This window comes from Paraburkholderia sp. SARCC-3016, assembly GCF_031119615.1.
Taxonomy (GTDB): Bacteria; Pseudomonadota; Gammaproteobacteria; order Burkholderiales; family Burkholderiaceae; genus Paraburkholderia.
In genome coordinates this window covers 29,964-56,779 of the sequence record NZ_JAVHZD010000007.1, presented here as the reverse complement: position 1 = coordinate 56,779, position 26,816 = coordinate 29,964, and the positions used below count along the sequence as shown (strand labels likewise).

The window sequence follows — 26,816 nt, the reverse complement described above, 5'->3', positions numbered from 1 at the left end:
GCTGGCTCGCGCTCGCCGCTTCGCTTCAGCCGACGAGGTCGCGTAACGGATGCTCGTTCGCCGGCCACGGGCTCTCGAACATGCCTGCCACATACTCGGCCGGTACATCCTCGACCCGCGCGAAACGCCAGTTCGGCCGGTTGTCCTTGTCGATGATGCGCGCGCGGATGCCTTCGCTGACATCGCCGCGCTCGAACGTCGAGCGCGTCAGATCGAGGTCGCGGCGCAGGCAATCGGCCATCGTGCCTTCCGCGCGCGTGACCACTTCGAGCGAAACCGCCATCGCAAGCGGCGAGCGCTCGCGCAACACGCCGCCGATCTGCTCGGCCCAATCCGCATTCGCGCAATCGCCTTCCGCATCGAGCGACGCGATGATTTGCGCGACGTCGGGCAGCGCGAAGTGCCGGTCGATCAGCGCACGCGCGTCGGCGATCGGCGATGTATCGGGCGTCGGCACAACCCTGTACGCGGCCGCTTCGCGCGCGACGCAACTCACGACGTCTGCGCCGCGCTCGAACGCTTCGGTCTTCAGACGGTCGACGAGCGCGGCTAGCGCCTCATCCTCGAGATAGGCATCGGCCAATCCCGCATAGAGCGCGTCGGCCGGCCCCAACGACTCGCCCGTGACTGCGAGATAACGCCCGATCGCACCCGGCGTGCGGGCGAGAAACCAGCCGACACCGACATCGGGAAACAGCCCGATGCGCGTCTCGGGCATCGCCATGCGCGTCGACGCGGTCACGACGCGCAGGCCGCCCGTGCGATATGCGCCCTGCGAAATGCCCATGCCGCCGCCCATCACGATGCCGTTCATCAGCGCGATATACGGCTTCGGATACGTGAAGATCGCATGGTTGAGCCGGTATTCCTCGATGAAAAACGTATCGAGCGCATCGCGCTCGCCGCGCTGCTGCGCGTCGTACAGGAAGCGGATGTCGCCGCCCGCGCAGAACGCGCGCGGGTTCGCACTGCGCACGACGATCGCGAGCACCTCCGGATCGTCGCGCCAGCGGTCGAGCGCGGCGTGCATCGCGCGAATCATGGCGGTCGACAGCGCGTTCAACGCCTTGGGACGGTCGAGTTCGATGAAGCCGATGCGATTCGCGACATAGGTCGCGACGTCTTCGCCAGCGGCTAGCGGTGAGTGAGTCGACATGGGAATAATGCAGATAATAGTGACAAGCGACAGGGTGAACGGTAACACGTACCGATGTCATGCAACGTGACGCGCGGCTTTCGGCGTTAGGTTTTACGCGTCGCGCGTTTGCGCGCCGGCTTCGCGATTTCCGCAGCGCGCGCAGAGCGTTCGCCGAGCCATGCATCGAGCGCCGCGTCTACCACCGTATCAAGCGACGTGCGGGGAAAAACCGGACAGGTCAGCCGTAACGCGACAATGCCGTGCATCGTCGCCCACAACGCTTCGGTCCACACGTCGCTATCGGCCGACGCGGGCAAACGGCCCTGCGCCTTCATTTCGTGGAGCGCATCGGCAACGAGCCGGAACGTGGCTTCGCCCGTATCGTCGCCGGCCTGTGCGGCGCTTTCGAAGGCGGCGCCGACGTAAGTCGGATCTTCCATGAAAATCAGCCGGTACGTTTGCTGATGTTCGATGCCGAATGCCACGTATGCGCGCCAGATCGCCTTCAGGCGTTCCGCAGGATCGGTGACGGACATATGCGGCTTGAGCGTCTCGATCAGCTGCGCAAAACCTTCCATGCACAGCGCCCGCGCGATTTCGTCGCGATTCTCGAAGTGCAGATAGAGCGTGGCCGGTGAATATTCGATCGCGTCGGCGATCTTGCGCATCGACAGCGCAGCAAATCCCTCGCGCATCACGATGCGGCGCGATGCCTCGAGGATGCGCTCGCGCAGTACCTGCTTTTCGCGGGTTTTTCGTTCGGCAATTCCCATGCGCTGCATTTTCGGATTGACAAACTGAAATGTCAAATTAAACTGAACATCGTTTACTGAACAGTGTTCACCGAAACCATTCCCGAGAGTTCTGATGGAAAACGATCGCACCCTTCCCGCTCGCATCGGCCTATTCGGCGCTGCCGGCGCGGCGGGCCGCAGCATCGCCGCGGCGCTGCGCGCACGAGGCATGCGCTTTCGCGCTATCGGCCGTTCGCGGCAGGCGCTCGAGGCCGCGTTCGGCAACGATCCGGGCGCGGACATCGTGATCTGGGATCCCGACAACCCGTCGTCGGTCGCAACGGCAGCCGCGGGACTGCAAGCCGCGGTCTATCTCGTCGGCGTGCCTTACGACCGCTTTGCGACGCATCCGCCATTGATGCGCAACACGCTGGCAGGACTCAATGCGGCCGGTGTCGAGCGATTGATCCTGATCGGCACGGTCTATCCGTACGGGCGCCCGCGGCAGCGACCGGTTACCGAAGCGCATCCGCGCGAACCGCATACGTTCAAGGGCCGCATGCGACGCGAGCAGGAGGATCTCGTGCTCGATGCGCACGGGCGCAACGGCCTGTCGACGCTCGTATTGCGCCTGCCCGATTTCTACGGCCCGGGTGTCGAACGCAGCTTCCTGCACGGCGTTTTCGAAGGCGCGGCGCGCGGCGGCCGCGCTCAGATGATCGGGCCAATCGACATGCCGCACGAATTCATTTTCATGCCCGACCTCGGACCCATCGTCGCCACGCTTGCGCAAACGCCGGCAGCCTATGGCCGCGTGCTTCATCTCGCGGGTGCAGGCACGATCACGCCGCGCGAGGTCGCGACGCGCGCGTATGCGCTGGCGGGCCGCGAACCGAAGCTGATGGTCGCCGGCAAGACAATGCTGCGCGCGATGGGCCTCTTCAATCCGCTGATGCGCGAGCTGGTCGAAATGCACTATCTGCTGACGGACCCGGTCATCCTCGACGACTCGGCGCTCGAGGCGCTAATCGGTCCGATCAGCAAAACGCCATATGACGAAGGGATTCGACTGTCTTTCGAAGCCGCGCAGCGGGCACTGGATCTGCAGGGCCGCATGCCGCAAGGCCGATGAGGAAGTCGCTTGGGATCCATTCGCTCAACGCGATGTCTCGCGACGCGGCGCAAACGAATCGATCACACGGCGATCACGCGGCGCGTGAAATCTGCCTGCGCCCCCCGCCTGCACCCCGGTACGCGGGGCAAGACCCGCATTCACGACCGCACGTTGTCGCCGGGTGGAAAATGACCGCTCTTGAGCAGCACCGGCGTGCCCTTGCTGATCTGCAAGTGCTCGCGCGCAACCGCCTCGATGCGTGGCCGGCCATTGTCGAATGCGCGCATCCAGCCGTCGCGATCGTAAGACGGCGCACCGAAGTGATCTTCGAGCGCTTCGACCGAAATCGCGCACGGCACGGGCTCGCCGTCCACCAGCGCGCGAAAGACGACGGTCAGATTCGAATCGCGGTACGCGGGCGCGTCCGCGGGAAAGCGGATGTCCATGTTCGCCTCATCATCTGAATGATCGTGCAAAAGCCGACACGGCCGCACGGCGACGCAGCTCGAGCTGCTTGGGCCGATCGGGCATTGTCGGGCTGATGGGGAGCTATGGTACTCGTCCCCGCAATCGTCAGTCCAGCCGGGCGCCGCGACCGCGCCCACCCGCGCCCGGCCGCTCGGCGCCCACAGCCGCTAGCCATTGCGGCTAAAGCGTATTTACGCCGACGATACCTGCAACAGACGATCGATATAGGCACGCGCGGCTCGCTCGACGTGCTCGAGGGCGGCCGCTTCGGTCGCGAATCGCTGTCCGTCGCCGAGATCGAGCAAGGTCTCGATGCGATGCACGTCGTCCGGTCCGCGCTGCGACAGACTGACCGAGCCTACATAGATTCCGCCCGTGCTTCCGGCGGCCGTACCCGGCGACGGCGCCGATTCGTTCGCATGGACGAGCCGCGCGGCCGCGCTGATGTAGTAGCCGCGATAGGGTCCGCTGACGCGTTCTGCCATTTCAACCTCCGTGTGACGCTCTTGCATCGACGCTCGTGCGTATGGATATAAGGCGCCTGCAAGGAAAATTAGTTCTGTGGACCTGCTTGCGCCACCTGCGCGCCGCTGTCACGCGACGCGCAGGCCGGGCCGCGACGTGTCCGTTGCGCAATGCACTTATTCGCCGCACATCGGTCGAACCCCGCGTGCCGATCCGGCATACGACAATTCAGCGCCGCACGGCCGACCAGCAACGTCAGTCGTGCATATTCGTCAACCGGAACTAGCGATATGGGAAAATATTTCCTTCGGAACACGGAAGTGGCCGAGCCCGATGCGGCAAACGCGTGGTTTTCCTATGCGGGAGAACACGGCATCGATATGCCGAAAGCGATCAGCATCTGGGAAGACGCGTCAAGCGAAGAAGGCGGCGACAGCCGGCGGGCGGTCGGAAAGGCGGGTATCCGCATCGAACCGGGCGTGGGCTGATGCGCGACGCGATCTTTTCCCCGCGGGCGCAAATCGTCGACCCGTCGACATACACGTTTCGATGCTTGCCGATCCGTGCATCGGCTCGAGGCATCGCGTTGTCGCCAGCCACGAATTCATCACAAGAGGACATGCCATGAAGTACCTCACGACGCGCTTGCGTTCGTCACGATCTGCGTTTGACCCGGCGCTTTCGCCGCGCACGGCATCGCACGCCACGCGTCCGAGTGCCGCGCACGTACGCGCCGCGCTGTTGCCCGGCATTGCGCTGGTCGCTGCGAGCCTCGCCGCGTGCGCGTCGTCGAACACGACGTCGTTGATCAATCTGCCGAACGGCGAGACCGGCTTCGCGGTCAATTGCAGCGGCGCCGATGCGGGATCGAGCTGGGCTTCGTGTTACGTGCAGGCGGGCAAGGCTTGCGGACCGACGGGGTACGACATCGTCTCGAAGGACAACGACGAAGGCGGCACGGCGGGCGGCGGTATCACCAATGTCGTGTCGGCCAACGTGAAGAACCGCTCGATGATCATTCGTTGCAAGTAAGGGCGACGCAGTGCAATGCGCCGCCGCGACGCCCGCGCGATGGCGGCTTTCGCTGCGTCCGTCGATCGGGATTCACGCGTCAGTGCATCTGCATCTTCGAAAACAGATTGAGCACGACCACACCGGCGACGATGAGCCCGAGTCCCGCCACCGCGGGCAGATCGGGCACCTGCCTGTACATCACGAGCGCCACGAGTGTGATCAGCACAATGCCGACGCCCGACCATATCGCATAGACGACACCGACCGGAATGCTTTTCAGCGTGAGCGACAGCAGGTAGAACGACACGCCGTACCCGAGCACGACGACGACGGCCGGCAACCATCGCGTGAAGCCATCGGATGCGCGCAGCGCGGACGTGGCGATCACTTCCGCGGCGATCGCAATCGCGAGTAACGCATAAGGCGGCAAGCGCATCGCTTCAGGCCTTCGCGAGCGCGAGCCTGCTATAGTCCTGATCGAGTTGAGCGCAAAGCGCCTCGACGACGAGCTCGTGATCGGAGCGTTGCGGCAAGCCCGATACGGTGACCGAGCCGATCACGCCGGCGCCTGTCACCGCCAGTGGAAATGCACCGCCATGCGTGGCGTAGTCGGCAACGGCGAGCCCATGTTTGTCGGCCAGTGTCGCGCCCGATTGCTGCAGCTTGAGCCCGACTGCGTACGAGCTACGCCGGAAGTGCGCAACGACGTTGCCTTTGCGGCGTGCCCACTCGACGTTGTCCGGCGTCGCGCCGTCGAGCGCACTGAAGAACAGCAACTGGCCGAACGTGCGTATATCGATGACAAGTGCGAGCCCGCGCGCCTTGGCGATTTCATGCAGGTACGCGCCGAGTTGCCATGCGCGATCGGGATCGAATTGCGCGAACACCAGCGCCTTTTCCTGAGCGGCGATCGCTTGCAGATCGTGAACGATGTCCATGTGCGATTGATTGGCAGAGAGAGGGAGAAAGAACGCTACGGCGACGAGGCGCCGCTGCACAGATCGAATAGCGATTCTAGCGCAGCCGCTTGCGATATCCGCGGTGTCGGACGCGAGATGGGCGCGGCGATATGTGCTTTGAAACGTGTGTGCAGATTGCGCGTCGCTCGATGCGCAAACATGTCGAAGCGAACAAAGGTGTTGCGCGGGAAGAGGGCTTGCCCTATAATCTTTTCTTCGACGGACGCGGGGTGGAGCAGTCTGGCAGCTCGTCGGGCTCATAACCCGAAGGTCGTAGGTTCAAATCCTACCCCCGCAACCAAGTGCAGTAAGGCTTCTAGTCCGTGGCAGTTGCCCTGATTTGTCGCTAGGACATTCTCAGGACAATGCCTGCGCATTTTAGGCGAACTGTCGCCGCTCTGGAACCCGCTACGGCGGGTTTTTTATTGCCCGCGTGCTTTGCGGCATCGTCGCGTGCCACCCTCTCCGATCAGTTCGCGATCCTTATGGATTGCGTTGCCTCGCGTCATCGCGCTAAGGCCTCGCGACGCACACCGTCGCGATCGTCATCACATACGCGCTCGCGAGACAACCGATACGCCCCCCTTTCGAATCAGAACGCCCCTTGCGGCGTCACACCGTAACGATCGCGCCCAATCCATCCCGATTCGCCCCGGACAGCACCTTTGCACGAACCAGAATTTCGCTTTGCCGTGCAAGGTGCAACCACCGCGCGCGGCGGCGTGCTGCGCGACGCGTGACATGTAATCTTGACGTTCAGGGCCTTTGTTGCCCCGCCGGGCGCGTTGGCGATTCCATCCAGTATCGCGACGGTACAAACGCGCGCATCGTTACGGGCATCGGTAAGCCGGGCGATAACGCAAACAGCTTTGTGATCGCGCAGCATGCTGGATAACGGCGACTGGTTACGGATAGCCCGCACCGCGAGGCCAAAACGATATCCGGCCATGTTGCCGTTAGCGAATGGCGGCGCATCGCTTAATTGTCTATGTCCCGGAAGACGGATTCGCTATACACCGAAGCGGATCACTCTCACGATAGCGCGCAATTCGTTGAAGACGCAACGAACGTACAGACGGGAACGGAATACCTTGCACTGTTAGTGAGAAACGCGCAGGGCACCGCCGCGACCGATGCTGTCGCAGCAGCATACATAAAGTATCGCGGCGTCTCTAACGGCATCTATTACAGGAAGATAAAGGCGTGCGCCGACAGGCTAAAGGATGACCCCGAAAACATGCAGCTTCTCAGGGACATGGTGAGATGAGCGCGTGTACCAGGAACATACTTTTCATGCTTGCGCTGGGTGTCTTTCATCACACAGCGTTTGGCATGGAAGTCGTTGCCGACTGTCGGCTTGGTACAGATCGAGGCCATAGCGTTCGGCTAATGCGCGATAGGCCGATTGGTAGCACCGCCCTCTACTACCTCAGCTACGACGGCAGTACGCCGCAACGCATCTATGAGGGTGAAGAAGAACAGGCGCGCGGCGACTCCGTCGAGACGGCATGCGCCGGCACGAGGGAGCGGGTTCTGGTGATATCGGGCGAATTCGGTTCTAACTACGTGCAAGGCGTCGCGCTTCGCTACAACACGCGGGCCCAGAGAAACGAGCGGATCGGCTTTGCCGAACGCTACCGCCCATCAGCTGTATATCTGTGCCAACCGCAACGATGGTCCTGATTCCAAACCCGGGGAGAAATGAGTCGGCCAGGCGATACATCATCTACCGGTATGCGGCTGGAAAAGGTGGTATTTCGGAACAGGCCTATTCGGATCGTTTGCCAGGCCCAACGTTCAAGCGGATTGCAGTTCCTTGGGGCGCGCCGATGGCGCACCAGGCGCAGTGAGCACGCATGTCCTTGCTTCGGCGGGGCTCCCCTGGCAACGCATTCAGGCCGCGCCACGATGGCGAACTGCATCGAATTGAGGCAGCAATGCAAGACCTCAAGCGTGATCCTGTGAACGTGTCGCGATAGGTACAGACAGCCAGCACCGCCTCCGCTCGACCGCTACACATACCTCTCGCAAGCACCGCGCGTCCCGGAATTTCGACCCGGTGATAAACTCCCATCACCGATTCCCGTCCCTGTTTCCATGAAATTCTGTTCTGTCTGCGGCCACGCGGTCAGCGTGAGCATTCCGCCCGGCGACAACCGCGAGCGCTTCGTCTGCGCGAATTGCGGCACCGTGCATTATCAGAATCCGCGCAATGTGGTCGGCACCGTCCCGGTTTGGGACGACAAGGTGCTGCTGTGCCGTCGCGCAATCGAACCGCGCTACGGTTACTGGACCCTGCCCGCGGGTTTCATGGAGATGGGCGAAACCACCGCGGAAGCGGCGGCGCGCGAAACGCTCGAGGAGGCCGGCGCGCGCGTCGAGGTGCAAAGCCTCTACACGCTTCTGAATGTGCCGCACGTGCATCAGGTGCATCTGTTCTACCTCGCGCGCCTGCTCGATCTCGATATCGCCGCCGGCGAAGAAAGCCTCGAAGTGAAGCTCTTCGAAGAACGCGACATCCCGTGGGACGACATCGCATTCCCCACTGTCGGGCAGACGCTGCGCTTCTTCTTCGCCGACCGGAATTCGGGCAGCTTCGGCCTTCACACCGGCGACATCTTCCGCTCGTTGCGCGAAGGCTGAGCGGCCGCATGGTCCCCTGGCTTGGCCCCGATGACCCGTTTCCCTCCGTCGACCGCGCGCTCGGCGAGACGAGCGGCGCGCCGGGCCTGCTCGCCGCGAGTGCCGATCTGCTGCCGTCGCGCCTTATCGAAGCGTACCGCCGCGGCATCTTTCCGTGGTACTCGGACGGTCAACCGGTGCTGTGGTGGAGTCCCGACCCGCGGATGATCCTGCGGCCGCGCGAATTCAAAGTGTCGCCGTCGCTTCGCAAGACGCTCAAGCGCGTCGTGCGCGACGACACATGGGAAGTGCGCGTCGATCACGACTTCGCGGCCGTGATGCGCGCCTGCGCGCAGGCGCCGCGCCGCGGGCAGCGCGGCACATGGATCACCGCCGATGTGATCGATGCCTATACGTCGCTGCACCGGCGCGGGGATGCACACAGCATCGAGACCTGGCGCAATGGCATGCGTATCGGCGGATTGTATGGCGTGTCGTTCGGCCGGATGTTCTTCGGCGAATCGATGTTTGCCGAAGCGACCGATGCATCGAAAATAGCGCTGGCCGCACTCGTCGCGCACTTGCAACGCCATGAAATAGAAATGATAGACTGCCAGCAGAACACGTCGCATCTGGCGTCGCTGGGCGGCCGCGAGATCGCGCGCAAGGCGTTTGTCGCGCATGTCCGCGCATCGGTCGATGCGCCGCCGATTCCCTGGCGCTTCGACAAATCGGTGCTGCTCGATCTCACCCGCCGCGAAGCGAATTCGTGACACGAAGCCGCGAAGCGAATTCGTGACGCGAATCAAGCCGCCACTCAGCGCCGCCGAACAGCGCAATCAGGTGCAACTGGAACACCGATGCGAAGAACACCCCGGCCCGCAATTGCGGATGTGCCCGTGATAGAGACGCTTCGAGAGCTGCCAACGTGACTCACCCGAACGAGCTGCCGCTTTCACCGCTTTCCGCGCTGCAATTTTATGCAACGGCGCCGTATCCCTGCAGCTACCTGGAAGGGCGCATCGCGCGCTCGCAGGTCGCGACGCCGAGCCACCTGATCAATTCCGACGTCTATACCGACCTCGTCAAGGCAGGCTTTCGCCGCTCCGGCGTATTTACCTATCGGCCCTACTGCGACGGCTGCCGCGCCTGCATTCCCGTGCGCGTGCCGGTCGAGCGGTTTGCGCCGAACCGCACACAGCGGCGCATCGGCAAGCTGCACAGCGGGCTCGTCGCGAAGGTCACGCCACTTCATTACGACGAAGAGCACTACGCGCTCTATATGCGCTACCAGTCGGCGCGCCACGCGGGCGGCGGCATGGATCGCGACAGCCGCGACCAGTACGAGCAGTTTCTGCTGCAAAGCAGGATCAACTCACGGCTCGTCGAGTTCCGCGAACCGGCGCCGGACCAGGGCGGATACCCGGGCGCGGGACAACTGGGCACGAGCCCGCACGAAGCCGGCCGCCAGGGCGCGCTGCGCATGATCAGCATGATCGACATCCTCGGTGACGGCCTGTCCTCGGTCTATACGTTTTTCGATCCGGATCAGCCGCGCAGCAGCTTCGGCACTTACAACATTCTGTGGCAGATCGAGCAGGCAAAAAGCCTGCATCTGCCGTTCGTCTATCTCGGCTACTGGATCCGCGAAAGCCCGAAGATGGCGTACAAGTCGAACTATCGGCCGCTCGAAGGACTCGTCGACGGCAACTGGAAGGTGCTCGATCCCTCGAATCCGGTTGAGTCGGCCATCGATGCCGCGACACACGGCCGCCGCGGCCCGGTCTACCTGTAGACGCCGGCGCCCGAAAGCGCCCGGCGCGTCGTCGTAAAATAGCGGGTTACCATCTTCGGCGCCGCCCTTTCGTGTTCAGTTCCCTTTACCCGCTCGTACGCGCCCAACTCTTTCGCATGGACGCGGAAGATGCCCACCATCTGACGCTTCGCATGCTCGGCGCCGCCGGCCGCACCGGCATGGCGAGCGCGCTTGCCGCGCGCGTGCCCGACGCGCCGCGCACCGTGATGGGCCTCGAATTTCGCAATCCCGTCGGTCTCGCGGCAGGTCTCGACAAAGATGGCGCCTGCATCGACGGACTTGCCGCACTGGGTTTCGGCTTTATCGAAGTCGGCACCGTCACGCCGCGTCCGCAGCCGGGCAATCCGCGACCGCGCATGTTCCGGCTGCCGCAGGCGAATGCGCTGATCAACCGCATGGGGTTCAACAACGCCGGCGTCGATCAGTTCGTGAAGAACGTGCAAGCCGCGCGCTATCGCGGCGTGCTGGGCCTCAACATCGGCAAGAACGCCGATACGCCGATCGAGCGCGCCGCGGAAGATTATCTTTACTGTCTCGAGCGCGTGTACCCGTTCGCGAGCTACGTGACGATCAACATCTCTTCGCCGAATACCAAGAACCTGCGCCAGTTGCAGGGCGCGGGCGAACTGGATGCGCTGCTGGCTGCGCTGAAGGACAAGCAGCAGCGCCTCGCCGATCTGCACGGCAAGCTCGTCCCGCTCGCGCTGAAAATTGCGCCGGATCTCGACGACGAGCAGATCAGGTCGATTGCCGATACCCTGCTGCGCCATAAGATCGAAGGCGTGATAGCGACCAACACCACGCTGTCGCGCAGCGCGGTCGCCGGTCTGCCGCACGCCGACGAGGCCGGCGGCCTGTCAGGCAAGCCGGTGTTCGACGCGTCGAATCAGGTGATCCGCAAATTGCGCAACGAGCTCGGCGACGCGCTGCCGATTATCGGCGTCGGCGGCATTTTCTCGGGCGCCGACGCGCTCGCGAAGATCGCGGCCGGCGCATCGCTCGTGCAGTTGTACACGGGCTTCGTTTATCGCGGGCCGTCGCTCGTCGCCGAGTGTGCGGACGCGTTGGCGCGAGTACACGCCGTGTAGCGCGGCAGCGAACGCGTCGCATCGAACCGCGCCCTACCCGCGCCGATCTCCATCGCCAGCTCGCTTGCCCCGCTCGCTTGCCCCGCTTATTCGCCGCGCTTATTCACCCGCAAAGCGCAATCCAAGCGCTTCGCGCGCCGCATCGGCCATCGCGATCATATGGCGCGACGTCGCGTGGGGCATCACCGGGCTTTCCAGTTGCCCCGCGCGGATCAGTTCGCAGAAGTGCGCGGTCTCGTAGTTGAGCCCGCCGCCCTCGAACGGCGCGTCCAGCTCGACGACCCGCCCATCGACATAACGCACGGTCGCCCGCACCGGATTCCACCAGTTCTCGTGAATCGTCACGTGGCCATCGCTTGCCGCGATAAACGCATCGCCCTTGCCGTGCAGATCGAGGCCGCAGAACAGTTGCGCGATACCGCGCTCGTGCCGGCAATTGAGGCTCGCGAACGTATCGACGCCAGTCGGCCCGAGGCGGCCGAGCGTCTGCACGTCGAGCGGCGCACCGAGCCAGTCGACCGCGAGAAAGAATTCATAGATGCCGATATCGAGCAGCGCGCCGCCCGCATGTTCGAATGAAAAGGCCGGATGATCGGCCGGCGCATTCGCAATCGAACAGCCGGCGCGCACGAAGCCCACCTTGCCGATCGGGTCCGCCGCAAGCTGCGCGCGCAGCTTGCGATAGAGCGGATAGAACGGCGGCTTCATCGCCTCCATGAACAGCCGCCGGGCATCGCGCGCAGCGCGCAAGACGTCGTCGAGTTGCGCCGCGTTGATCGTCGCGGGCTTCTCGCACAGCACGTGGCGCCCTGCCCGCAGCGCGGCGTGCGCGTATTGCGCGTGGCTGTCCTGCAGCGTGGCGATGTATACGGCGTCGATATCGCTGTCGAGCAATGCGTCGAGGCTCGCGCACGGCACGCAAGCCGCGCCGCCATACTCCCGCGCAAACGCTTCAGTCGCCTCGGCGCGCCGCGACCATAGCGCGCCCAGTTCGGCGCCCGGCACGAAGGCCAGGCTCTGTGCGAAGCGCTGCGCAATACGCCCCGCGCCCACGACGCCCCAGCGAACGACAGTATCGTGACTCATCGGTTGTTCGGATCCGGTCCGGTTGTGCGAAAGCGCTATTGTCGCGCACGCGCGGACGTTTGCCGAACCGGTCAGCCGGGACGCGACCTCTTCGTCACTCGTGACTGCCGTTCGGTGCTTTCCTGTCGCCCATCTCGTCAGCCGCGAACTCGATCAGGTCGCGCGAGGCCGCCTCGGCTTCGGCCGCATCGTGACGCTCGATCGCTTCGACCACACGCGTGTGCTTGCGGATCACCTCGTCCCACACTGCCTCGTCCGCGTTCACGAACTGGGTCGACGCCGATAAGGCGCCACGCACGATCGCAGCCATCTGCTGGAAGAACTGGTTGCCACTGGCAATGACTATCCGCGTGTGCAACAGTTCGTCGGCCGCCTGGTGACCCGGGTCGTCCGGCCGCATGACGCGGAAGCTCTCGAACGCCTCGCGGATCGCCGCGATATCCGCCGCGTTGCCGCGTTTGGCCGCCTGGGCGGATGCGCGCGGCTCGATCAGCATCCTGAACTCGATGACGTCGCGCAGGAACTCGGGATCGGGCTTCGCGCGAAACCGCCAGCTCACGACGTCTTCGTCGATCATCCGCCAGTCGCGCATCGGCCTGATGCGCGTGCCGATCTTCGGACGCACATCGAGCATGTGACGCGCGAGCAGCATCGACAGTGCCTCGCGCATCACGGTGCGGCTCACGTCGAACTCTTTCGACAGCACGTCTTGCGGAGGCAATACAGCACCGTATTTTTCTTCGACGATCCCCGTCACGAGACCGTCCATTACCTTGCTGACGAGCGACCGCTCCTTCGTTGCCTGTTCCATATCTTTCTCCCCGACTCGGCGTTTGGTACCCGTTGATCACGCGCTTCATGTGCCGTGTAGTCGTACTAATTTCGACACGTTGCTTGCTTCGATACGCATGCGCCAGTTAGGAAACTTCCTAACAGGGTTATCCCTCTTACGAATTGTTTCGTTCGTGCAACGCGAGATGAAGCGAAGCACGCCTGGCAGCGATACCACACACGCCGAGCTGGAAATTTTGCATTGCCTGGCGTCCCCGACAGCAAAGTTCATGCAGTACCCGCAATCGATTGGAACAGACGATTAACCGCAAATTCTGTGCGAGGGAGCACACAGCCAAGCGTGATTGCTCGTACAACCCACGTAACGTGTGACGTATTTCTCTCGGTGCTGTGCATGCGTGCGAATCGGACACTGCTCGTGAGTTCATGGCGCGCCTGAAAACCCGGCTCGTTATGCGCTACATACGCCACATCCGGCGTCTGAGAATTTATTCGTTATCCTAGCTATTCATGAGTTGTATGCGCAACGAGGGCGCCTGAAGGCCGGGCGAAGATACGAACCGGACACCCTCATTGCTCTGTTTAAAGTTGACGATACAAGTGCGACACCGCACGTCCGGAGGACTGCCGATACTGCCATTCGATGCGAACAGTGCGGCACTGAACGCCGGATACTCGCATGCAGCCGCAAGATCGGCCTGTGGTGAGCGTAGCGCCTCGCGTCGCACGCTTCGAGTGTCGTAGCGGGTCCAACAGCCGGATTTTTTCCGACGCTGCAAGCGCAGTTCGCGCCGCTGTTGTGTTCGCCAACGCACGCAAGCGATAGAACACAACTGAATCATTTCTGGCACAACCCGGTCGCGTGCGCAAAACCACTCGAATCACGCGCCCGGACCCGGCGCGGACTCTGCCTGCAAACACGATAAAGTTAGATAAATCTAATATTATCAATCACTTGCATCATACGAAATTGGATTCCGGAGCCAATATCACGCGCAGATTGCGTTTTACAGAATTGAAACAAAAACAGACATTTCGACCGCTCGAGGACACTCGCCTGGCTCGCTGCATCGCATCAGCGCTCGTTGTGTGACCGGTTGGCATAGTCCTCGCTAAAAGTGAGGCGCAACACACATGCACGGACGCAAATGGCGCTTGACGCTCGACGCGCACCGCATTACGGGGCCGTTCCCGCCCCCTCGGCCGCCCGCCAGGCGGCGCAGCGCGAGGCGACGGAAACGGAATACAACAGAAGCCGCAAGCGGCTTCGATGCGAGGACCGATTATGCTCACCCTTCAATCCGATCTGCACGGCAACCACCTGCTCGGGGCTCTTCCGTCGCATGAGTGGCAGGCGCTGGCGCCCCATCTCGAACTCGTTCATCTGCGCGCCGAGCAACTGCTGTGCGACTCCGCGCAGCGCATTCACCATGTGTACTTTCCGACCACCGCGATCATCTCGATGCTCTCGACGATGGAAGACGGCGGCTCGGTCGAGATCGCCGCTGTGGGCCGCGAAGGGATGACGGGCGTACCGATTCTGACCGGCGGCGAAACGATGCCGAGCCGCGTGCAGGTTCAATCGGCCGGCTTCGCCTACCGCATGACCGCACAGTGCCTCAAGCAGCAGTTTGCACGTTCGGACTTCCTGCGCCGCCTGATGCTGCTCTACATGCACGTGCTGCTCACGCAAGTCGCGCAAACGGCGGCGTGCAACCGGCACCATTCGCTGAACCAGCAGTTGTGCCGCTGGCTTCTCATCGAAGTGGACCGCACCGCGTCGAACGAGCTGACCGTCACGCAGCAGCTGATCGCGGACATGCTCGGCGTGCGCCGTGAAGGGATCACCGAAGCGGCCGGCAAGCTCCATAACGAAGGGCTCATTCATCACAGCCGCGGCCATATCAAGGTGCTCAATCGCCTGGGACTCGAAGCAAAGGCATGCGAATGCTACGGACTCGTGCGGCGCGAATTCGACCGTCTGCTGCCGCGTCTGCGCCAGGCCGAAGCGGTCAGCTGATCGGGTCGCGATAAGACCGTCGCAGCAGGCCGTCATGCGGGCCATCGCGTCGTACCGGTTCAAAACAACGACAACAGCAGTCTTCGACTTCCCAGGCACTGCGCGCCGCCTGGACGCACGCCGCCAGCGTGCGGGCGCGTGGATCGCGGCGTGGAAGCGCTTCTCGCAACAACGCAAGAACAGAAGAACGGGGAAACGGGCGGGCGGCGGCCGCGTGTGCGGCTCCTGCCTTGCCGGTCTGGCGCAGATGCCTGATCGCCGGCCACGTCGAATCACGTTGCGCACGCAACGTTTCACGACGCGAGATCAGGCCGCCGTCAGTTGAATCGAGGCTTTCCATGTCTGCTTTCCTGACACCGCCATCTGCACACGAAGTGCATGTCTGGCAGTGGCATCTCGATGTCGGCGATGACGATATCGACCGGTACTGGCAAACCCTATCGACGCAGGAGCGCGAACGCACCAACCAGTTCCGCTTCGACAGGCATCGCCGCCGTTACGTCGCAGGACGAGGCGAACTGAGGCAGCTGCTCGGCCGCTATCTCGGGTTGCCGGCGCATGCTGTCTCCATCGAATATGGTTCGGACGGCAAACCTTTCTGCACATCCGCGCCGCGCGGACGGGCGATCTGCTTCAATCTCAGTCATAGCGAGCATACGGCGGCGCTTGCCGTCTCGAGCGGTTTCGAAGTCGGCATCGATGTGGAGCATGTGCGCCCGATCGAAGCGTGCGTGCCGGTCGAAGTATTTTCCGTTCGGGAGCACGCGGAATTCAGCGCAATGCCGGACGCGCAACAGCAAGCGGTCTTCTTCGAAAGCTGGGCGCGCAAAGAGGCCTGCCTGAAAGCGCTCGGCACCGGCTTCACCTTGCCACCGGATCATTTCGAATTCGATCTCTCCGTTCGCGGCGATACCGTGCCGCGCTTCGTCGGCGGCGACGCCGGAGAGGCGGCGCATTGGCGTATCGGCGACCTCTCTTTGAGTCCGGCGTGCGCGGGAGCGGTGGCTGCCCGCCGCACCGACTGGTCGATTGTCAGGATGAATTGACCGTCGGCGCGGCGGCGCGGCGGCGCACTCGACCGGATGCGTGCGAACCGGCCGACCGTGCGCGGCATTCACGACCACGGCACTCACCGCGTTACACATGAAAGCTTCGGTACCCGCTCGAGCACGGCGGCCATTTTCCGCCCGGCATGCCGTGCTTCGTCCAACGCGGATAGACGCCCTGCGCACGGGCGTTCGCGGGTGTTGCGTTGTTGCATCGTTCGTGCGACGGCGTACGGATAGCGAGGCCGCGGAAGACTAACTTTCACTTGCGGCAGATTTCGCGCTCGAGACACGGGGGTCGGGCGCGCAAAGTCTCCTGCCGCTTGCCTCCCGTGACCGCCGCCGTTGTGTGTGCTCGCTGCGCGCTTATCGCCAGACGTAGCCAGGTACAAGGCTTTCATCGAAATAATTGGAGAGCGGCAAATGTCACACAGAGATGGATTTCCAGGCGACACGCCTGGCTGGGCCGCTCATGGACCTGGCGTCGCAGCGCGCTTCGATGCCGTATGTGCGGAATTTGGCCATCATCTTGCTGTGATCGACGCAACCGGTAGCGAAACGTATGCCGCCCTCGGCGTTCGTTCGGCCCGCATCGCAACGGTCCTGCGCGACATGGGTCTTGCGCGCGGCGATCGTTGCGCGATCATGGTTCCGCGCAGCGCGGACACGCTCGCATTGATGCTTGCGATCCTGCGTCTTGACGCGGTCTATGTGCCGCTCGATCCGGCCTACCCGAAAGCGCAGCTCGAATTCATCGTGGCCGATTGCGCGCCGAAGCTCGTCATCGCGCAAGCCGCGGCGCTCGCCAGCATCGGCGAGCTCGACGCAGCGGTGATCGATCTCGCCGATGTCGTCGGCTCGTCGCAGGCAGCCGCTCCCGCTGCGCTCGGGACGTGCAATGCCGACGACCCGGCCTACGTCATGTACACATCGGGCTCGACCGGCAAGCCCAAGGGCGTGATCGTGCCGCACCGCGCGATTGTGCGCCTCGTGCGCGGCCAGAGCTTCGCCGCGCTGTCGACAGGCACGCGCTTTCTCAATCTTGCGCCACTCGCGTTCGATGCAAGCACGCTCGAAATCTGGGGGCCGCTGCTGAACGGCGGCTGCGCCGCCATCATCAACGAAGTTCAGCCTTCGCTCGATACGATCGCCGCCGAAATGGCGCGACTCGACGTCACGAGCGCGTGGCTGACGGCCGGCCTCTTCAACGCACTCGCCGACTATCGGCTCGAAGCGTTCATGCCGCTCAAGGAGGTGCTGACGGGCGGCGACGTGCTCTCGCCTGCGCACGTGCGCAAGGTCATGCAGGCGCATCCGGGCCTGCAGATCGTCAATGGCTACGGCCCGACCGAGAACACGACCTTCACCTGCTGCTACCGCATTCCGCGCGACGGCGACGCGCTCGCAAACGGCGAGGCCATTCCGATCGGCGACGCGATCGCCGGCACGCGCGTCTACATCGTCGACGACAAGCTTGCGCCCGTCGTCGACGGGGAAATCGGCGAGCTCGTCACCGGCGGCGACGGCGTCGCGCTCGGCTACCTGAATCGCAGCGAACTGACGATGGAAAAATTCATCGACGACGTGTTCGCGCCCGGCGGCAAGCTCTATCGCACCGGCGACCTCGTCCGGCGGCGCCCCGACGGCGCCATCGATTTCCTCGGCCGCAACGACCGCCAGATCAAGATCGCCGGCAAGCGCATCGAACTCGACGAGATCGAGCATGCGCTGCGTGCGGCGCCCGGCGTCGCCGATGCGGCCGTGGCCGCATTCGAAGGCCGCCGGGGCAAGTCCATCGCGGGCTTCGTGAAGGCGCGCGCGGCCGATGCCAAAGCTGCGGCCGTCTTCGTCGACGGTCTGCGCGCCCATCTGAAGGCTGCGGTACCCGACTACATGGTGCCGGCCGAACTGCGTGTCCTGGCGGAGTTTCCGCTGACGCCGAACGGCAAGGTCGACCGCAAAGCGCTGCTTGCGAGCCTCGATACGCCTGCCGCCGCACAGGCGACACCGGTAGACAACGATGCGGCGGACAACGATTTCGCCGGCAAGCTCGCATCAGTGTTCGAAGGATTGCTCGGCCAACCCGTCGAGCGCCGCTCGAACTTCTTCGATCTCGGATTGCGCTCGCTCGATCTGATGCGCGCGCACGCGATCATCGTTCGAGACGTGGCGGCGAGCGTCGCGCTCGTCGATCTGTTCCGGCATCCGAATGTCGAGGCGCTGGCCGCCCATCTGCGCACCACGCTCGAGTTGAACAGCAATGAAACATTCCGGCGCAGCCGAAATACGCGCGGCAGCGCACATAGCGGTGCGATCGCCGTGGTCGGCATGTCCGGACGGTTTCCCGGCGCACGCAATGTCGCCGAGCTCTGGGCCAATATTCTCGCGGGCCGCGACTGCATCACGCATTTCGACGCAAGCGAGCTCGAGGACACGTTCGACGAACGTTCACGCCGCGAAGCGCATTACGTGAAGGCGCGGCCGATCCTCGCCGACGTCGACCGCTTCGATGCGGGCTTTTTCGGCATGCTGTCGCGCGAGGCGGCGCTGACCGATCCGCAACAGCGCCTGTTCCTCGAGATCGCGTGGGAAGCATTCGAAGACGCCGGCTATGACCCGGCCACGATCGCCGGTGCGGTCGGCGTGTTCGCCGGCACGTCGATGAACACGTACTTCCTCAAACATGTGCTGTCCGATCGTGGCGTCATCGACGAATTCACGAGCCAGTTCCAGATCGGCGAGTATCAGAAGCTGGTCGGCGCCGGCGATTTCGTCGCTACGCGCACCGCGTACAAGCTCGGCCTCACGGGGCCCGCCGTTTCGGTACAGACCGCATGCTCGACCTCGATGACCGCGATCGGCATGGCCGTCGAGAATCTTCGCTCGGGACGCTGCGACATGGCGCTGGCCGGCGGCGTGTCGGTGACGTTCCCGCAAAAGCGCGGCTACTTCTACGAGGAAGGCGGAATGGGCTCGCCCGACGGCGTGTGCCGGCCGTTCGATGCCAACGCGCAAGGCACGGTGTTCGGCTGCGGCGCCGGCGTTGTCCTGCTCAAGCGTCTCGAGGACGCGCTCGCCGACGCGGATTCGATCTATGCGGTGATCCGCGGTGTCGGCATCAACAACGACGGCGCCGACAAGGTCGGCTTCACTGCGCCGAGCGTCGATGCGCAGGCGCGCGCGATTGCGATCGCGCACGCCGAAGCCGGCATCGATCCGGCCTCGATCGGCTATATCGAGGCCCACGGCACGGCGACGCCGCTTGGCGACCCGATCGAATTCGCCGGCCTCGTGCAGGCGTTCAGCCTCGGCGGCGTCGAAGGCGGCCAGTACTGCGCGCTCGGTTCGGCCAAGGCCAACGTCGGACATCTCGACGCGGCCGCCGGCGTGACCGGATTTATCGCGGCGTCGCTTGCGCTGCGCGACCGCGTCTTGCCGCCGCTGCTGCACTTCGGCGCGCCGAATCCGGCCATTGATGTCGCGAACAGCCCGTTCTTCTTCAACACGGCAGCGCGTCCGTGGGCCGATGGTCCGACGCCGCGCCGGGCCGGCGTCAGTTCGTTCGGCGTCGGCGGCACCAACGTCCATGTGCTGCTCGAGGAAGCGCCCCGCCCTGTCGATGCATGCATGCGTGCACCCGAATCCGGTCTGCAGATCCTGCCGCTGTCGGCACGCAGCGCGGCCGCGCTCGAACGCGCGAAGGCCAATCTTGCGCAGCACCTCGCAACGAATCCCGGGCTCTCGCTCGCCGACGTGGCCGCGACACTGCAAACGGGCCGCCGTGCTTTCCCGCACCGCGCCGTCGTGATCGCCGACAGCGTCGAGCAGGCGCAGGCCAAACTCGGCAAAGGCGCAATCGAAGCGCAGGCGCAGCAGGCCGCCCCTCCGGTCGTCTTCATGTTTCCGGGACAAGGCGCGCAGTATCCGGGCATGGGCGACGCGCTCTACCGCAGCGAGCCCGTTTATCGCCACTGGATCGATAAGGGTGCCGAAGCATTGGCCGCGCATGTCGGGCTCGATATCCGCACCCTGCTGTTCAGCGAGACGCCCGAAGGCGACGACACGCCGCACCCGATCCGTTCGACGATCTATGCGCAGCCCGCGCTGTTCCTCGTCGAATATGCGCTGGCGCAACTGTGGATCTCGCGCGGCATCAAGCCGGCCGCGATGATCGGCCATAGCGTCGGCGAACTCGTTGCGGCCTGCGTGGCCGAAGCGATCTCATTCGAGGACGCGCTGTATCTGATCGCGCGGCGCGGTGCGCTCATGCAGTCGGCCGAGCCGGGCGCGATGCTGGTCGTGCGCCTGCCGGAGGCCGAACTCGTGCCCGTGCTGCCCGATGACGTCGACCTCGCGGCCATCAATGCGCCGTCGCTGAGCGTCGTGGCGGGTCCGTTCGCGGCCATCGAAGCGTTCGAGGCACAGCTCAAGGCCAGCGACATCGAGCATCGCCGTCTGCACACGTCGCATGCGTTTCACTCGCGCATGATGTCCGGCGTCGTCGAAGATCTCGCCAAAGTCGCCGATACGCTCGCCTTTGCACCGCCGAAAATTCCGTATGTGTCGTCGGTCACCGGACAGTGGGCATCGATGGACGAGCCCGTGCAAGGACATTACTGGGCGAGCCACTGCCGCAACGTCGTGCGCTTCAGCGACGCACTGGCCACGGTGACGGCGCAAAGCAAGCCGCTCCTGCTCGAAATCGGCCCCGGCCGGACGCTATCGACGTTCGTCATGCAGGGCTTGCCCAAAGACCGCCATCAAGGCGCGATTGCCTCGTTGCCCGACTTCGCCACGCGCGAGCGCGAACTTGCGGTGCTTGCCGAGGCGACCGGGCGGCTGTGGCTGAACGGCGTCACGCCGGACTGGAAAACAGTCCAGACCGCAGGCGCGCGCCGCATCTCGCTGCCCACCTATCCATTCGAACCGGAACGGCATTGGATCGATGCCCCGGCCGCCGCTTCTTCACGTCAACCGGTAACGACCGCCGCGGCAACGACCGCAGCGGCGATTGCCGCTCCCGCATCAGCCGACGCAATCACCGAGACCGCCCAGACCGCCATGTCCCAGACCGTTCAAATCGACCGCAAACCGCGCCTTATCGCCGAACTCGCTTCACTGCTTGCCGAGATGTCCGGCGAGGCGCCCGATACGTCCAATCCTGACGTGACCTTCTGGGATCTCGGTTACGACTCCCTGTTCATGGGGCAAGTCTCGCGGCAACTGCGTCGCCGCTACGACGTCACGATCAGCTTCCGGCAGATCATGAGCGACTATCCGACGCTGCCGACGCTCGCGCAGTTCCTCGATGGCGCGTTGCCGCCCGATCCGGAGCAGCCGGCGGTGGCCGCGGCTCCTGCCGCAACCGAAGCCGCGCCCGCCGCTGCGCCGGTCGTCGTTGCAGCCGCGGCTGCTCCAGTCGCGACCGCACCGGCCGCCATCATGGCGTCGGCCGCCCCGAGGACGGCCGCGCCGTTCGCCTCGGTCCCGGCGACGGGGGAGATCCAGTCCGTGTTTCGCGACCAGCTTGCCGCGATGCAGTCGCTGATGTCGCGTCAGCTCGAGTTGCTGCAAGGCGCACCGCTGGCCGCCGCGCAGCCCGTAGCGGCGATTCTGGCTTCCGCGCCGGGCGCCGTGCCTGCATCGATCGCCGCGCCGGCTGCGGCGGCCGCCCTGCCCGCACCTGCCGCACCTGCCCGCGCCGCCGGCCCCGAAATCAGATTCGACGAAAACCGGCCGTCGCGCTTCGCCGCCTACAAGCCCGGCGCAACGAGTTCCGCGCAGATGACGGACGGACAGAAAGCGTTCATCGAGGATCTGTCGGCGCGTTACTCGGCGAAAACGCCGACCTCCAAGGCCCGCACGCAATCGTATCGCGCCGTGCTGGCCGATCCGCGCACCGCGAGCGGCTTCCGCGAGGAATGGAAGGAACTCGTCTATCCGATTGTCGCCCAGCGTTCCAAAGGCTCGAAAATCTGGGACGTCGACGGCAACGAATACATCGATCTCGTCAACGGCTACGGACAGACCGCGTTCGGCCATACGCCCGATTTCGTCGTCGACGCCGTCAACGCGCAGATGCAGGAAGGTTTCGCGATCGGCCCGCAATCGCCGCTCGCGGGCGAAGTCGCGCGCCTGTTCGCCGAGATCACGGGGCATCAGCGCGTCACTTTCTGCAATACGGGCTCCGAAGCCGTGATGGCCGCGATGCGTCTCGCGCGTACGGTCACCGGCAAGGAAAAAGTAGTCTGCTTCGACGGCGACTACCACGGTCAGTTCGACGAAGTACTCGTCAAGCCGGGCAGCGAAGCCGGTGTGCCGCGCGCGTTCCCGATCGCCCCGGGAATTCCGCAGAACTCCGTCGGCAATATGGTCGTGCTGCCGTATGCGCGGCCCGAAAGCCTCGAGTGGATCAAGGCCAACATCGACGACATCGCGGCGGTGCTGATCGAGCCCGTGCAATCGCGCCATCCGAACCTGCGTCCCAAGGAATTCGTGCAGCAGCTGCGCGACGTCACGGCGGCCAATGAGTCGGCGCTGATCGTCGACGAGGTCGTGACGGGCTTTCGCGTCCACCCGGCCGGCATGCAGGGCTACTGGGGCATCAAGGGCGACATGGCGACCTACGGCAAGGTGGTCGGCGGCGGCCTGCCCGTCGGCGTGCTCGCGGGCAGCGCCCAGTATATGGACGCGCTCGACGGCGGCCAGTGGCAATTTGGCGATGCTTCGGTACCCGAAGTACCGCCGACCTTCTTTGCGGGCACGTTCGTGCGCCATCCGCTCGTGCTCGCCGCAATGAAGTCCGTGCTGCTGCATCTGAAGGAAGCCGGCCCGGCGCTGCAGGAATCGCTGAGCGGCCGCATGGCCGGCCTTGTGCAACGCATCAATGCGCATCTGGAGAAAGTCGGTATCGCCACGCGGGCCGAAACGTTCTCGAGCTGGTTCTATGTCAGCTTCGCGGGCGAAGACCGCCTCGGCAGTCTGTTCTACGCGTACATGCGCTACCTCGGCATCCACATCATGGAAGGCTTCCCGTGCTTCCTGACGACGAGCCATTCGGACGAGGACATCCGCAGAATCGGCGACGCCTTCGTCGAAAGCATCGACGCACTGCAGCGCGTGGGCATTCTCGGCGGCACGCATGAAGCCGCCGCTGTCGCGGCGCCGGCCGCGGCGCAGCCGCACGCCCAGCGGCAGCCGCAGCAACCGCAACTCACGCAGTCGCCGCTCACCGAACCGCAGAAGGAAATCTGGATGTCGGCCCAGGTCGGCGACGAAGCCTCGCTCGCGTTCAACGAGTCGTTCACGCTCGAATTGATGGGCAACCTGGACGAAGCCGCGTTCGAACGCGCGTTCGCCGCTACCGTTGCGCGTCACGATGCGTTGCGCGTTCGCTTCTCGCGTGTCGGCGACACGATGTTCGCCGATGCGGCGGCGAGCGTGCCGCTCGTCCATATCGATCTGTCGGGCCACGCCGACGCGGCCGCGGAACTCAAGGCCCTCGTCGACGGCGAAGCGCGCGAACCGTTCGATCTCACCGTCGCGCCGCTCGCGCGCGCCGCGCTGATCCGTCTCGACGCGCAGAAGTGGGCGTTCGTTTTCACCGCTCATCACATCGTGTGCGACGGATGGTCGATCAACATCATCCTGCGCGATCTGCAAGCGCTCTATTCGGCCGAGGTGTCGGGCAAAGAAGCCGAGCTCGACGAGGTGCAAAGCTTCCTCGCTTTCGCCAAAGCGCAGGACGAGGCCGGCGTCGACGCGGCCACGCGCGAGTTCTGGCTGAATCTGCATCGCGACCCCGCGCCGCAGGCCGATTTGCCCGGCGATCGGCCGCGCCCCGAGATCAAGAGCTTCAGCGGCGCATCGACGACGCGCCACATCGGCGCCGATCTTCTGAAGCAGGTGAAGACCGCTGCGTCGAAACAGGGCTGCTCGCTGTTCGCCGCGCTGTTCGGCGCCGCCCAGGTGCTGTTCGGGCGTCTGTCGGGCAACGACGATGTCGTGATCGCCGCGCCGATGGCGGGCCAGTCGCAGGCCGGCGAAGCGCTGCTCGTCGGGCACTGCGTCAACTTCCTGCCGCTGCGCGTGCGGTTCGACCGCAATCAGCCGTTCGCCGTGCATATGAAGGCGGTACGCGATCACCTGTTCGACGCCGGCGACCGGCAGAACTACACATATGGCGCGCTGGTACGCGACCTCGGCATCAAGCGCGATCTGAACCGGCTGCCGCTGACCGACCTGCAGTTCAATCTCGAGAAAGTCGACGCACAGCTCGAGATGGCCGGCGGCGTCACCACGCGCTTTGCGCCGAACGCAAAGGCGTTCAGCAACTTCGATCTGTTCCTCAACGTGATCGAATCGGCGCAGGGGCTTCGTCTCGATTGCGACTTCAACACCGACGTCTATGACGAAACGACGATCCAGCGTTGGCTCGGCCACTATGAAACCTTGTTGGGCGCGATCGCGCGGAATCCCGAAGCGACCGTGGCCGCGCTGCCGCTGCTGAACGAAGACGAGATCCGTCATCTTCGCGACGAACTGAACGCGTCCGAACGCGCCTACGATCTGTCGCGGACCACGCCCGCGATGATCGCCGCGCAGGCGCGTCAAACGCCCAATGCGATGGCCGTATCGGATGAAACGGTGCGGCTCACTTATGGCGAACTCGACGAATACGCGAACCGGATCGCGCGTCGGCTCGTGGCGGCGGGGATCGCGCCGCATGGACGCATCGCCGTCGCGATGGACCGCACGGTGATGACGGTGGCCGCGATGATCGGCGTGTGGCGAGCGGGCTGCGCCTACGTGCCGCTCGACATGACGATGCCGCCCGCGCGTCTGCGCCAGATTCTCGATGGCGCCGGCATCGCCGCAATCGTCAGCGACGCTGCAGGCCGGAGTGTGCTGGAAGCGGGCGCGCATCGCGTGCTGGAGGTCGAATTGCTGCTCGCGCAAGGGGACCACGAGCCCGTGCGGCTGCCGGTCGTGTCGGACGCCGATGCGGCCTACGTGATCTTCACCTCGGGCTCGACGGGCCAACCCAAGGGCGTGGAAATTCCGCATCGCGCATTGAGCAACTTCCTGCTGTCGATGGCGCAGACGCCGGGCTTCACGGCCAGCGATCGCATCGTCGCGGTCACGACGTTCTCGTTCGATATTTCCGGTCTCGAGCTGTTCCTGCCGCTTGTCGTCGGCGGGCAGACCTTTATCGCGGGCCACACGGAAGTGCGCACCGGCTATGAGCTCGTGACGCGCCTGAAGGAGCAGTCCGCCACCGTTCTGCAAGCGACGCCGTCGCTGTGGCGCATGCTGCTCGAGGCCGGCTTCAAGGCGCCGCGCGGCTTCAAGATCCTGTGCGGCGGCGAAGCGTTGCCGCGCGATCTCGCAGACGCGCTGCTTGCGACGGGCGCCGAGGTGTGGAACCTCTATGGCCCGACCGAGACGACGATCTGGTCTTCCGCCTCGCGCGTCGAAGCGAACGGCCCGGTGGTGATCGGCGCGCCGCTCGCCAACACGCAACTGCATGTGCTGACCGACGACCTGCGTCTCGCGCCGCAAGGCGTGAGCGGCGAACTGTGGATCGGCGGCGAAGGCCTCGCCAAGGGCTATTTCAATCGCCCCGATCTCACCGATGCGGCGTTCCGATCGGTGGCGATCGAGGGCGCCGCGCCGTGCCGTCTCTATCGTACGGGCGACCTCGCAAGGCGGCTTGCCGACGGTTCGCTGCAACATCTGGGCCGCCGCGACCAGCAGATCAAACTGCGCGGCTTTCGCATCGAGATCGAGGATATCGAAGCGGCATTGCGCAAAGCGCCGAGCGTGGCCGCGGCCGCCGTCGCACTGCACACCGTGAGCGGCAGCCCTCGCCTCGTGGGCTACATCGTCGAGGCCGTCGCGGGCAAAACCGACCAGGGCGCGGTTGCCGCCCACGTTGCCGCGCAGTTGCCGGCCTATATGGTGCCCACGCTGTGGATGACGCTCGACGCGTTGCCGCAGACCGGCAACGGCAAGCTCGACCGCAAGGCGCTGCCCGTGCCGACCGCGGACATGGTGGCCGCCCCCATGCGCCAGCCGCAAGCAGCGCTCAAGGCGGTTGCGCAAATCACCGTGCCCGCCGAACGCTCGGCCGCGCCGATCGAGCCTGCTGCCATGACGCCTACCGAGGCCACGCTCGCGGCGATCTGGGGCGACGTGCTCGGCCTGCCGCACGTCGGCACCGACCAGCAGTTCTTCAGCCTCGGTGCGGACAGTCTGCAACTGTTCCGCATCGTCGCGCGGATGAACGAGCGCGGCCTCGGCGTCGATGCGCGTCAGCTGATGAAGAACGTGACGATCGCCGAACTGGCGGCGAGCCTCGACGGCACGCAGGCGCAGACGCTGATCGAAGTCCCGGCCGTGGCGCGGCCCTCGATCCTCAACTTCAAGCGCAGGAATGCAGGGGGACTGTGAGC

19 protein-coding genes, 1 tRNA gene and 1 pseudogene are annotated in these 26,816 nt (G+C 64.5%); 12 read left to right on the top strand and 9 right to left on the bottom strand.

Going from position 1 to position 26,816, the window contains the following annotated elements; genetic code table 11:
• Window positions 1–25: 25 nt before the first annotated feature.
• Together QYH69_RS09015 and QYH69_RS09010 are read right to left on the bottom strand one after the other, a co-directional pair.
• Window positions 26–1,156 carry an enoyl-CoA hydratase/isomerase family protein gene (locus tag QYH69_RS09015; RefSeq protein ID WP_308831542.1) on the bottom strand — a complete coding sequence of 377 codons (1,131 nt, stop codon included), beginning with the start codon at window positions 1,154–1,156 and terminating at the stop codon, window positions 26–28.
• A gap of 131 nt (window positions 1,157–1,287) precedes the next feature.
• Window positions 1,288–1,911: pseudogene (locus QYH69_RS09010) on the bottom strand (TetR/AcrR family transcriptional regulator); the annotation flags it as partial.
• A 94-nt stretch (window positions 1,912–2,005) separates the two neighbouring features.
• On the opposite strand from QYH69_RS09010, the gene QYH69_RS09005 reads away from it, so the two are divergent.
• A complete protein-coding gene (locus tag QYH69_RS09005) occupies window positions 2,006–3,004 on the top strand; it encodes an NAD-dependent epimerase/dehydratase family protein (RefSeq protein WP_308831540.1) in 999 nt (332 codons plus the stop codon).
• A gap of 140 nt (window positions 3,005–3,144) precedes the next feature.
• Here QYH69_RS09005 and QYH69_RS09000 read toward each other — a convergent pair whose 3' ends face one another.
• Together QYH69_RS09000 and QYH69_RS08995 are read right to left on the bottom strand one after the other, a co-directional pair.
• Entirely contained in the window at window positions 3,145–3,432 is a 288-nt protein-coding gene (locus QYH69_RS09000) for a DUF1488 domain-containing protein (protein ID WP_308831539.1), read from the bottom strand.
• A gap of 213 nt (window positions 3,433–3,645) precedes the next feature.
• On the bottom strand, window positions 3,646–3,939 hold the full coding sequence (locus QYH69_RS08995) for a hypothetical protein (protein ID WP_308831538.1): 294 nt from the start codon (window positions 3,937–3,939) through the stop codon (window positions 3,646–3,648).
• A 270-nt stretch (window positions 3,940–4,209) separates the two neighbouring features.
• Between QYH69_RS08995 and QYH69_RS08990 the strand changes: the two genes are divergently transcribed.
• Both QYH69_RS08990 and QYH69_RS08985 read left to right on the top strand, forming a co-directional pair.
• Entirely contained in the window at window positions 4,210–4,407 is a 198-nt protein-coding gene (locus tag QYH69_RS08990; RefSeq protein ID WP_075157384.1) for a hypothetical protein, read from the top strand.
• 136 nt (window positions 4,408–4,543) lie between these two features.
• Complete coding sequence (locus QYH69_RS08985; protein ID WP_308831537.1) at window positions 4,544–4,951, top strand: hypothetical protein; 408 nt, start codon at window positions 4,544–4,546, stop codon at window positions 4,949–4,951.
• Between the two features lie 79 nt (window positions 4,952–5,030).
• Here the strand turns inward: QYH69_RS08985 and QYH69_RS08980 are convergent, their stop codons facing one another.
• The gene (locus QYH69_RS08980; RefSeq protein ID WP_374992376.1) at window positions 5,031–5,363 is read right to left on the bottom strand and encodes a DMT family transporter; all 333 of its coding nucleotides are present in this window, start codon (window positions 5,361–5,363) and stop codon (window positions 5,031–5,033) included.
• 10 nt (window positions 5,364–5,373) lie between these two features.
• The gene (locus QYH69_RS08975) at window positions 5,374–5,871 is read right to left on the bottom strand and encodes a heme-degrading domain-containing protein (RefSeq protein WP_308831535.1); all 498 of its coding nucleotides are present in this window, start codon (window positions 5,869–5,871) and stop codon (window positions 5,374–5,376) included.
• 245 nt (window positions 5,872–6,116) lie between these two features.
• Here QYH69_RS08975 and QYH69_RS08970 point away from each other — a divergent pair.
• The 6 genes from QYH69_RS08970 to QYH69_RS08945 all read left to right on the top strand — a co-directional run bounded on the left by QYH69_RS08970 (window position 6,117) and on the right by QYH69_RS08945 (window position 11,418).
• Window positions 6,117–6,193 (top strand) — tRNA-Met (locus QYH69_RS08970).
• Between the two features lie 992 nt (window positions 6,194–7,185).
• The gene (locus QYH69_RS08965; protein ID WP_308831534.1) at window positions 7,186–7,575 is read left to right on the top strand and encodes a hypothetical protein; all 390 of its coding nucleotides are present in this window, start codon (window positions 7,186–7,188) and stop codon (window positions 7,573–7,575) included.
• Between the two features lie 414 nt (window positions 7,576–7,989).
• Entirely contained in the window at window positions 7,990–8,535 is a 546-nt protein-coding gene (locus tag QYH69_RS08960; protein ID WP_308831533.1) for an NUDIX hydrolase, read from the top strand.
• Window positions 8,536–8,543: 8 nt separating this feature from the next.
• On the top strand, window positions 8,544–9,287 hold the full coding sequence (gene aat / locus QYH69_RS08955) for a leucyl/phenylalanyl-tRNA--protein transferase (RefSeq protein WP_308831532.1): 744 nt from the start codon (window positions 8,544–8,546) through the stop codon (window positions 9,285–9,287).
• 155 nt (window positions 9,288–9,442) lie between these two features.
• Window positions 9,443–10,309 carry an arginyltransferase gene (locus QYH69_RS08950; protein WP_308831531.1) on the top strand — a complete coding sequence of 289 codons (867 nt, stop codon included), beginning with the start codon at window positions 9,443–9,445 and terminating at the stop codon, window positions 10,307–10,309.
• A gap of 71 nt (window positions 10,310–10,380) precedes the next feature.
• Window positions 10,381–11,418, top strand: a complete 1,038-nt coding sequence (locus QYH69_RS08945; RefSeq protein WP_308831530.1) for a quinone-dependent dihydroorotate dehydrogenase — start codon at window positions 10,381–10,383, stop codon at window positions 11,416–11,418.
• Between the two features lie 99 nt (window positions 11,419–11,517).
• Here QYH69_RS08945 and QYH69_RS08940 read toward each other — a convergent pair whose 3' ends face one another.
• Together QYH69_RS08940 and QYH69_RS08935 are read right to left on the bottom strand one after the other, a co-directional pair.
• Window positions 11,518–12,504 (bottom strand): Gfo/Idh/MocA family oxidoreductase, encoded by a 987-nt coding sequence (locus tag QYH69_RS08940; protein ID WP_308831529.1) that lies wholly within the window; start codon window positions 12,502–12,504, stop codon window positions 11,518–11,520.
• A 94-nt stretch (window positions 12,505–12,598) separates the two neighbouring features.
• The gene (locus QYH69_RS08935; protein WP_308831528.1) at window positions 12,599–13,315 is read right to left on the bottom strand and encodes a FadR/GntR family transcriptional regulator; all 717 of its coding nucleotides are present in this window, start codon (window positions 13,313–13,315) and stop codon (window positions 12,599–12,601) included.
• Between the two features lie 1,266 nt (window positions 13,316–14,581).
• Here QYH69_RS08935 and QYH69_RS08930 point away from each other — a divergent pair.
• Window positions 14,582–15,316 carry a Crp/Fnr family transcriptional regulator gene (locus tag QYH69_RS08930; RefSeq protein WP_308831527.1) on the top strand — a complete coding sequence of 245 codons (735 nt, stop codon included), beginning with the start codon at window positions 14,582–14,584 and terminating at the stop codon, window positions 15,314–15,316.
• On the opposite strand, the gene QYH69_RS08925 is transcribed toward QYH69_RS08930, so the two are convergent.
• The gene (locus QYH69_RS08925) at window positions 15,309–15,656 is read right to left on the bottom strand and encodes a hypothetical protein (protein WP_308831526.1); all 348 of its coding nucleotides are present in this window, start codon (window positions 15,654–15,656) and stop codon (window positions 15,309–15,311) included. The genes QYH69_RS08930 and QYH69_RS08925 overlap by 8 nt on opposite strands.
• On the opposite strand from QYH69_RS08925, the gene QYH69_RS08920 reads away from it, so the two are divergent.
• Both QYH69_RS08920 and QYH69_RS08915 read left to right on the top strand, forming a co-directional pair.
• Window positions 15,655–16,362, top strand: coding sequence for a 4'-phosphopantetheinyl transferase superfamily protein (locus QYH69_RS08920; RefSeq protein ID WP_308831525.1), 708 nt, complete (start codon window positions 15,655–15,657; stop codon window positions 16,360–16,362). The two genes, QYH69_RS08925 and QYH69_RS08920, sit on opposite strands and share 2 nt — an antisense overlap.
• A 423-nt stretch (window positions 16,363–16,785) precedes the next feature.
• A complete protein-coding gene (locus tag QYH69_RS08915) occupies window positions 16,786–26,814 on the top strand; it encodes a non-ribosomal peptide synthetase/type I polyketide synthase (RefSeq protein WP_308831524.1) in 10,029 nt (3,342 codons plus the stop codon).
• Window positions 26,815–26,816: the final 2 nt, after the last annotated feature.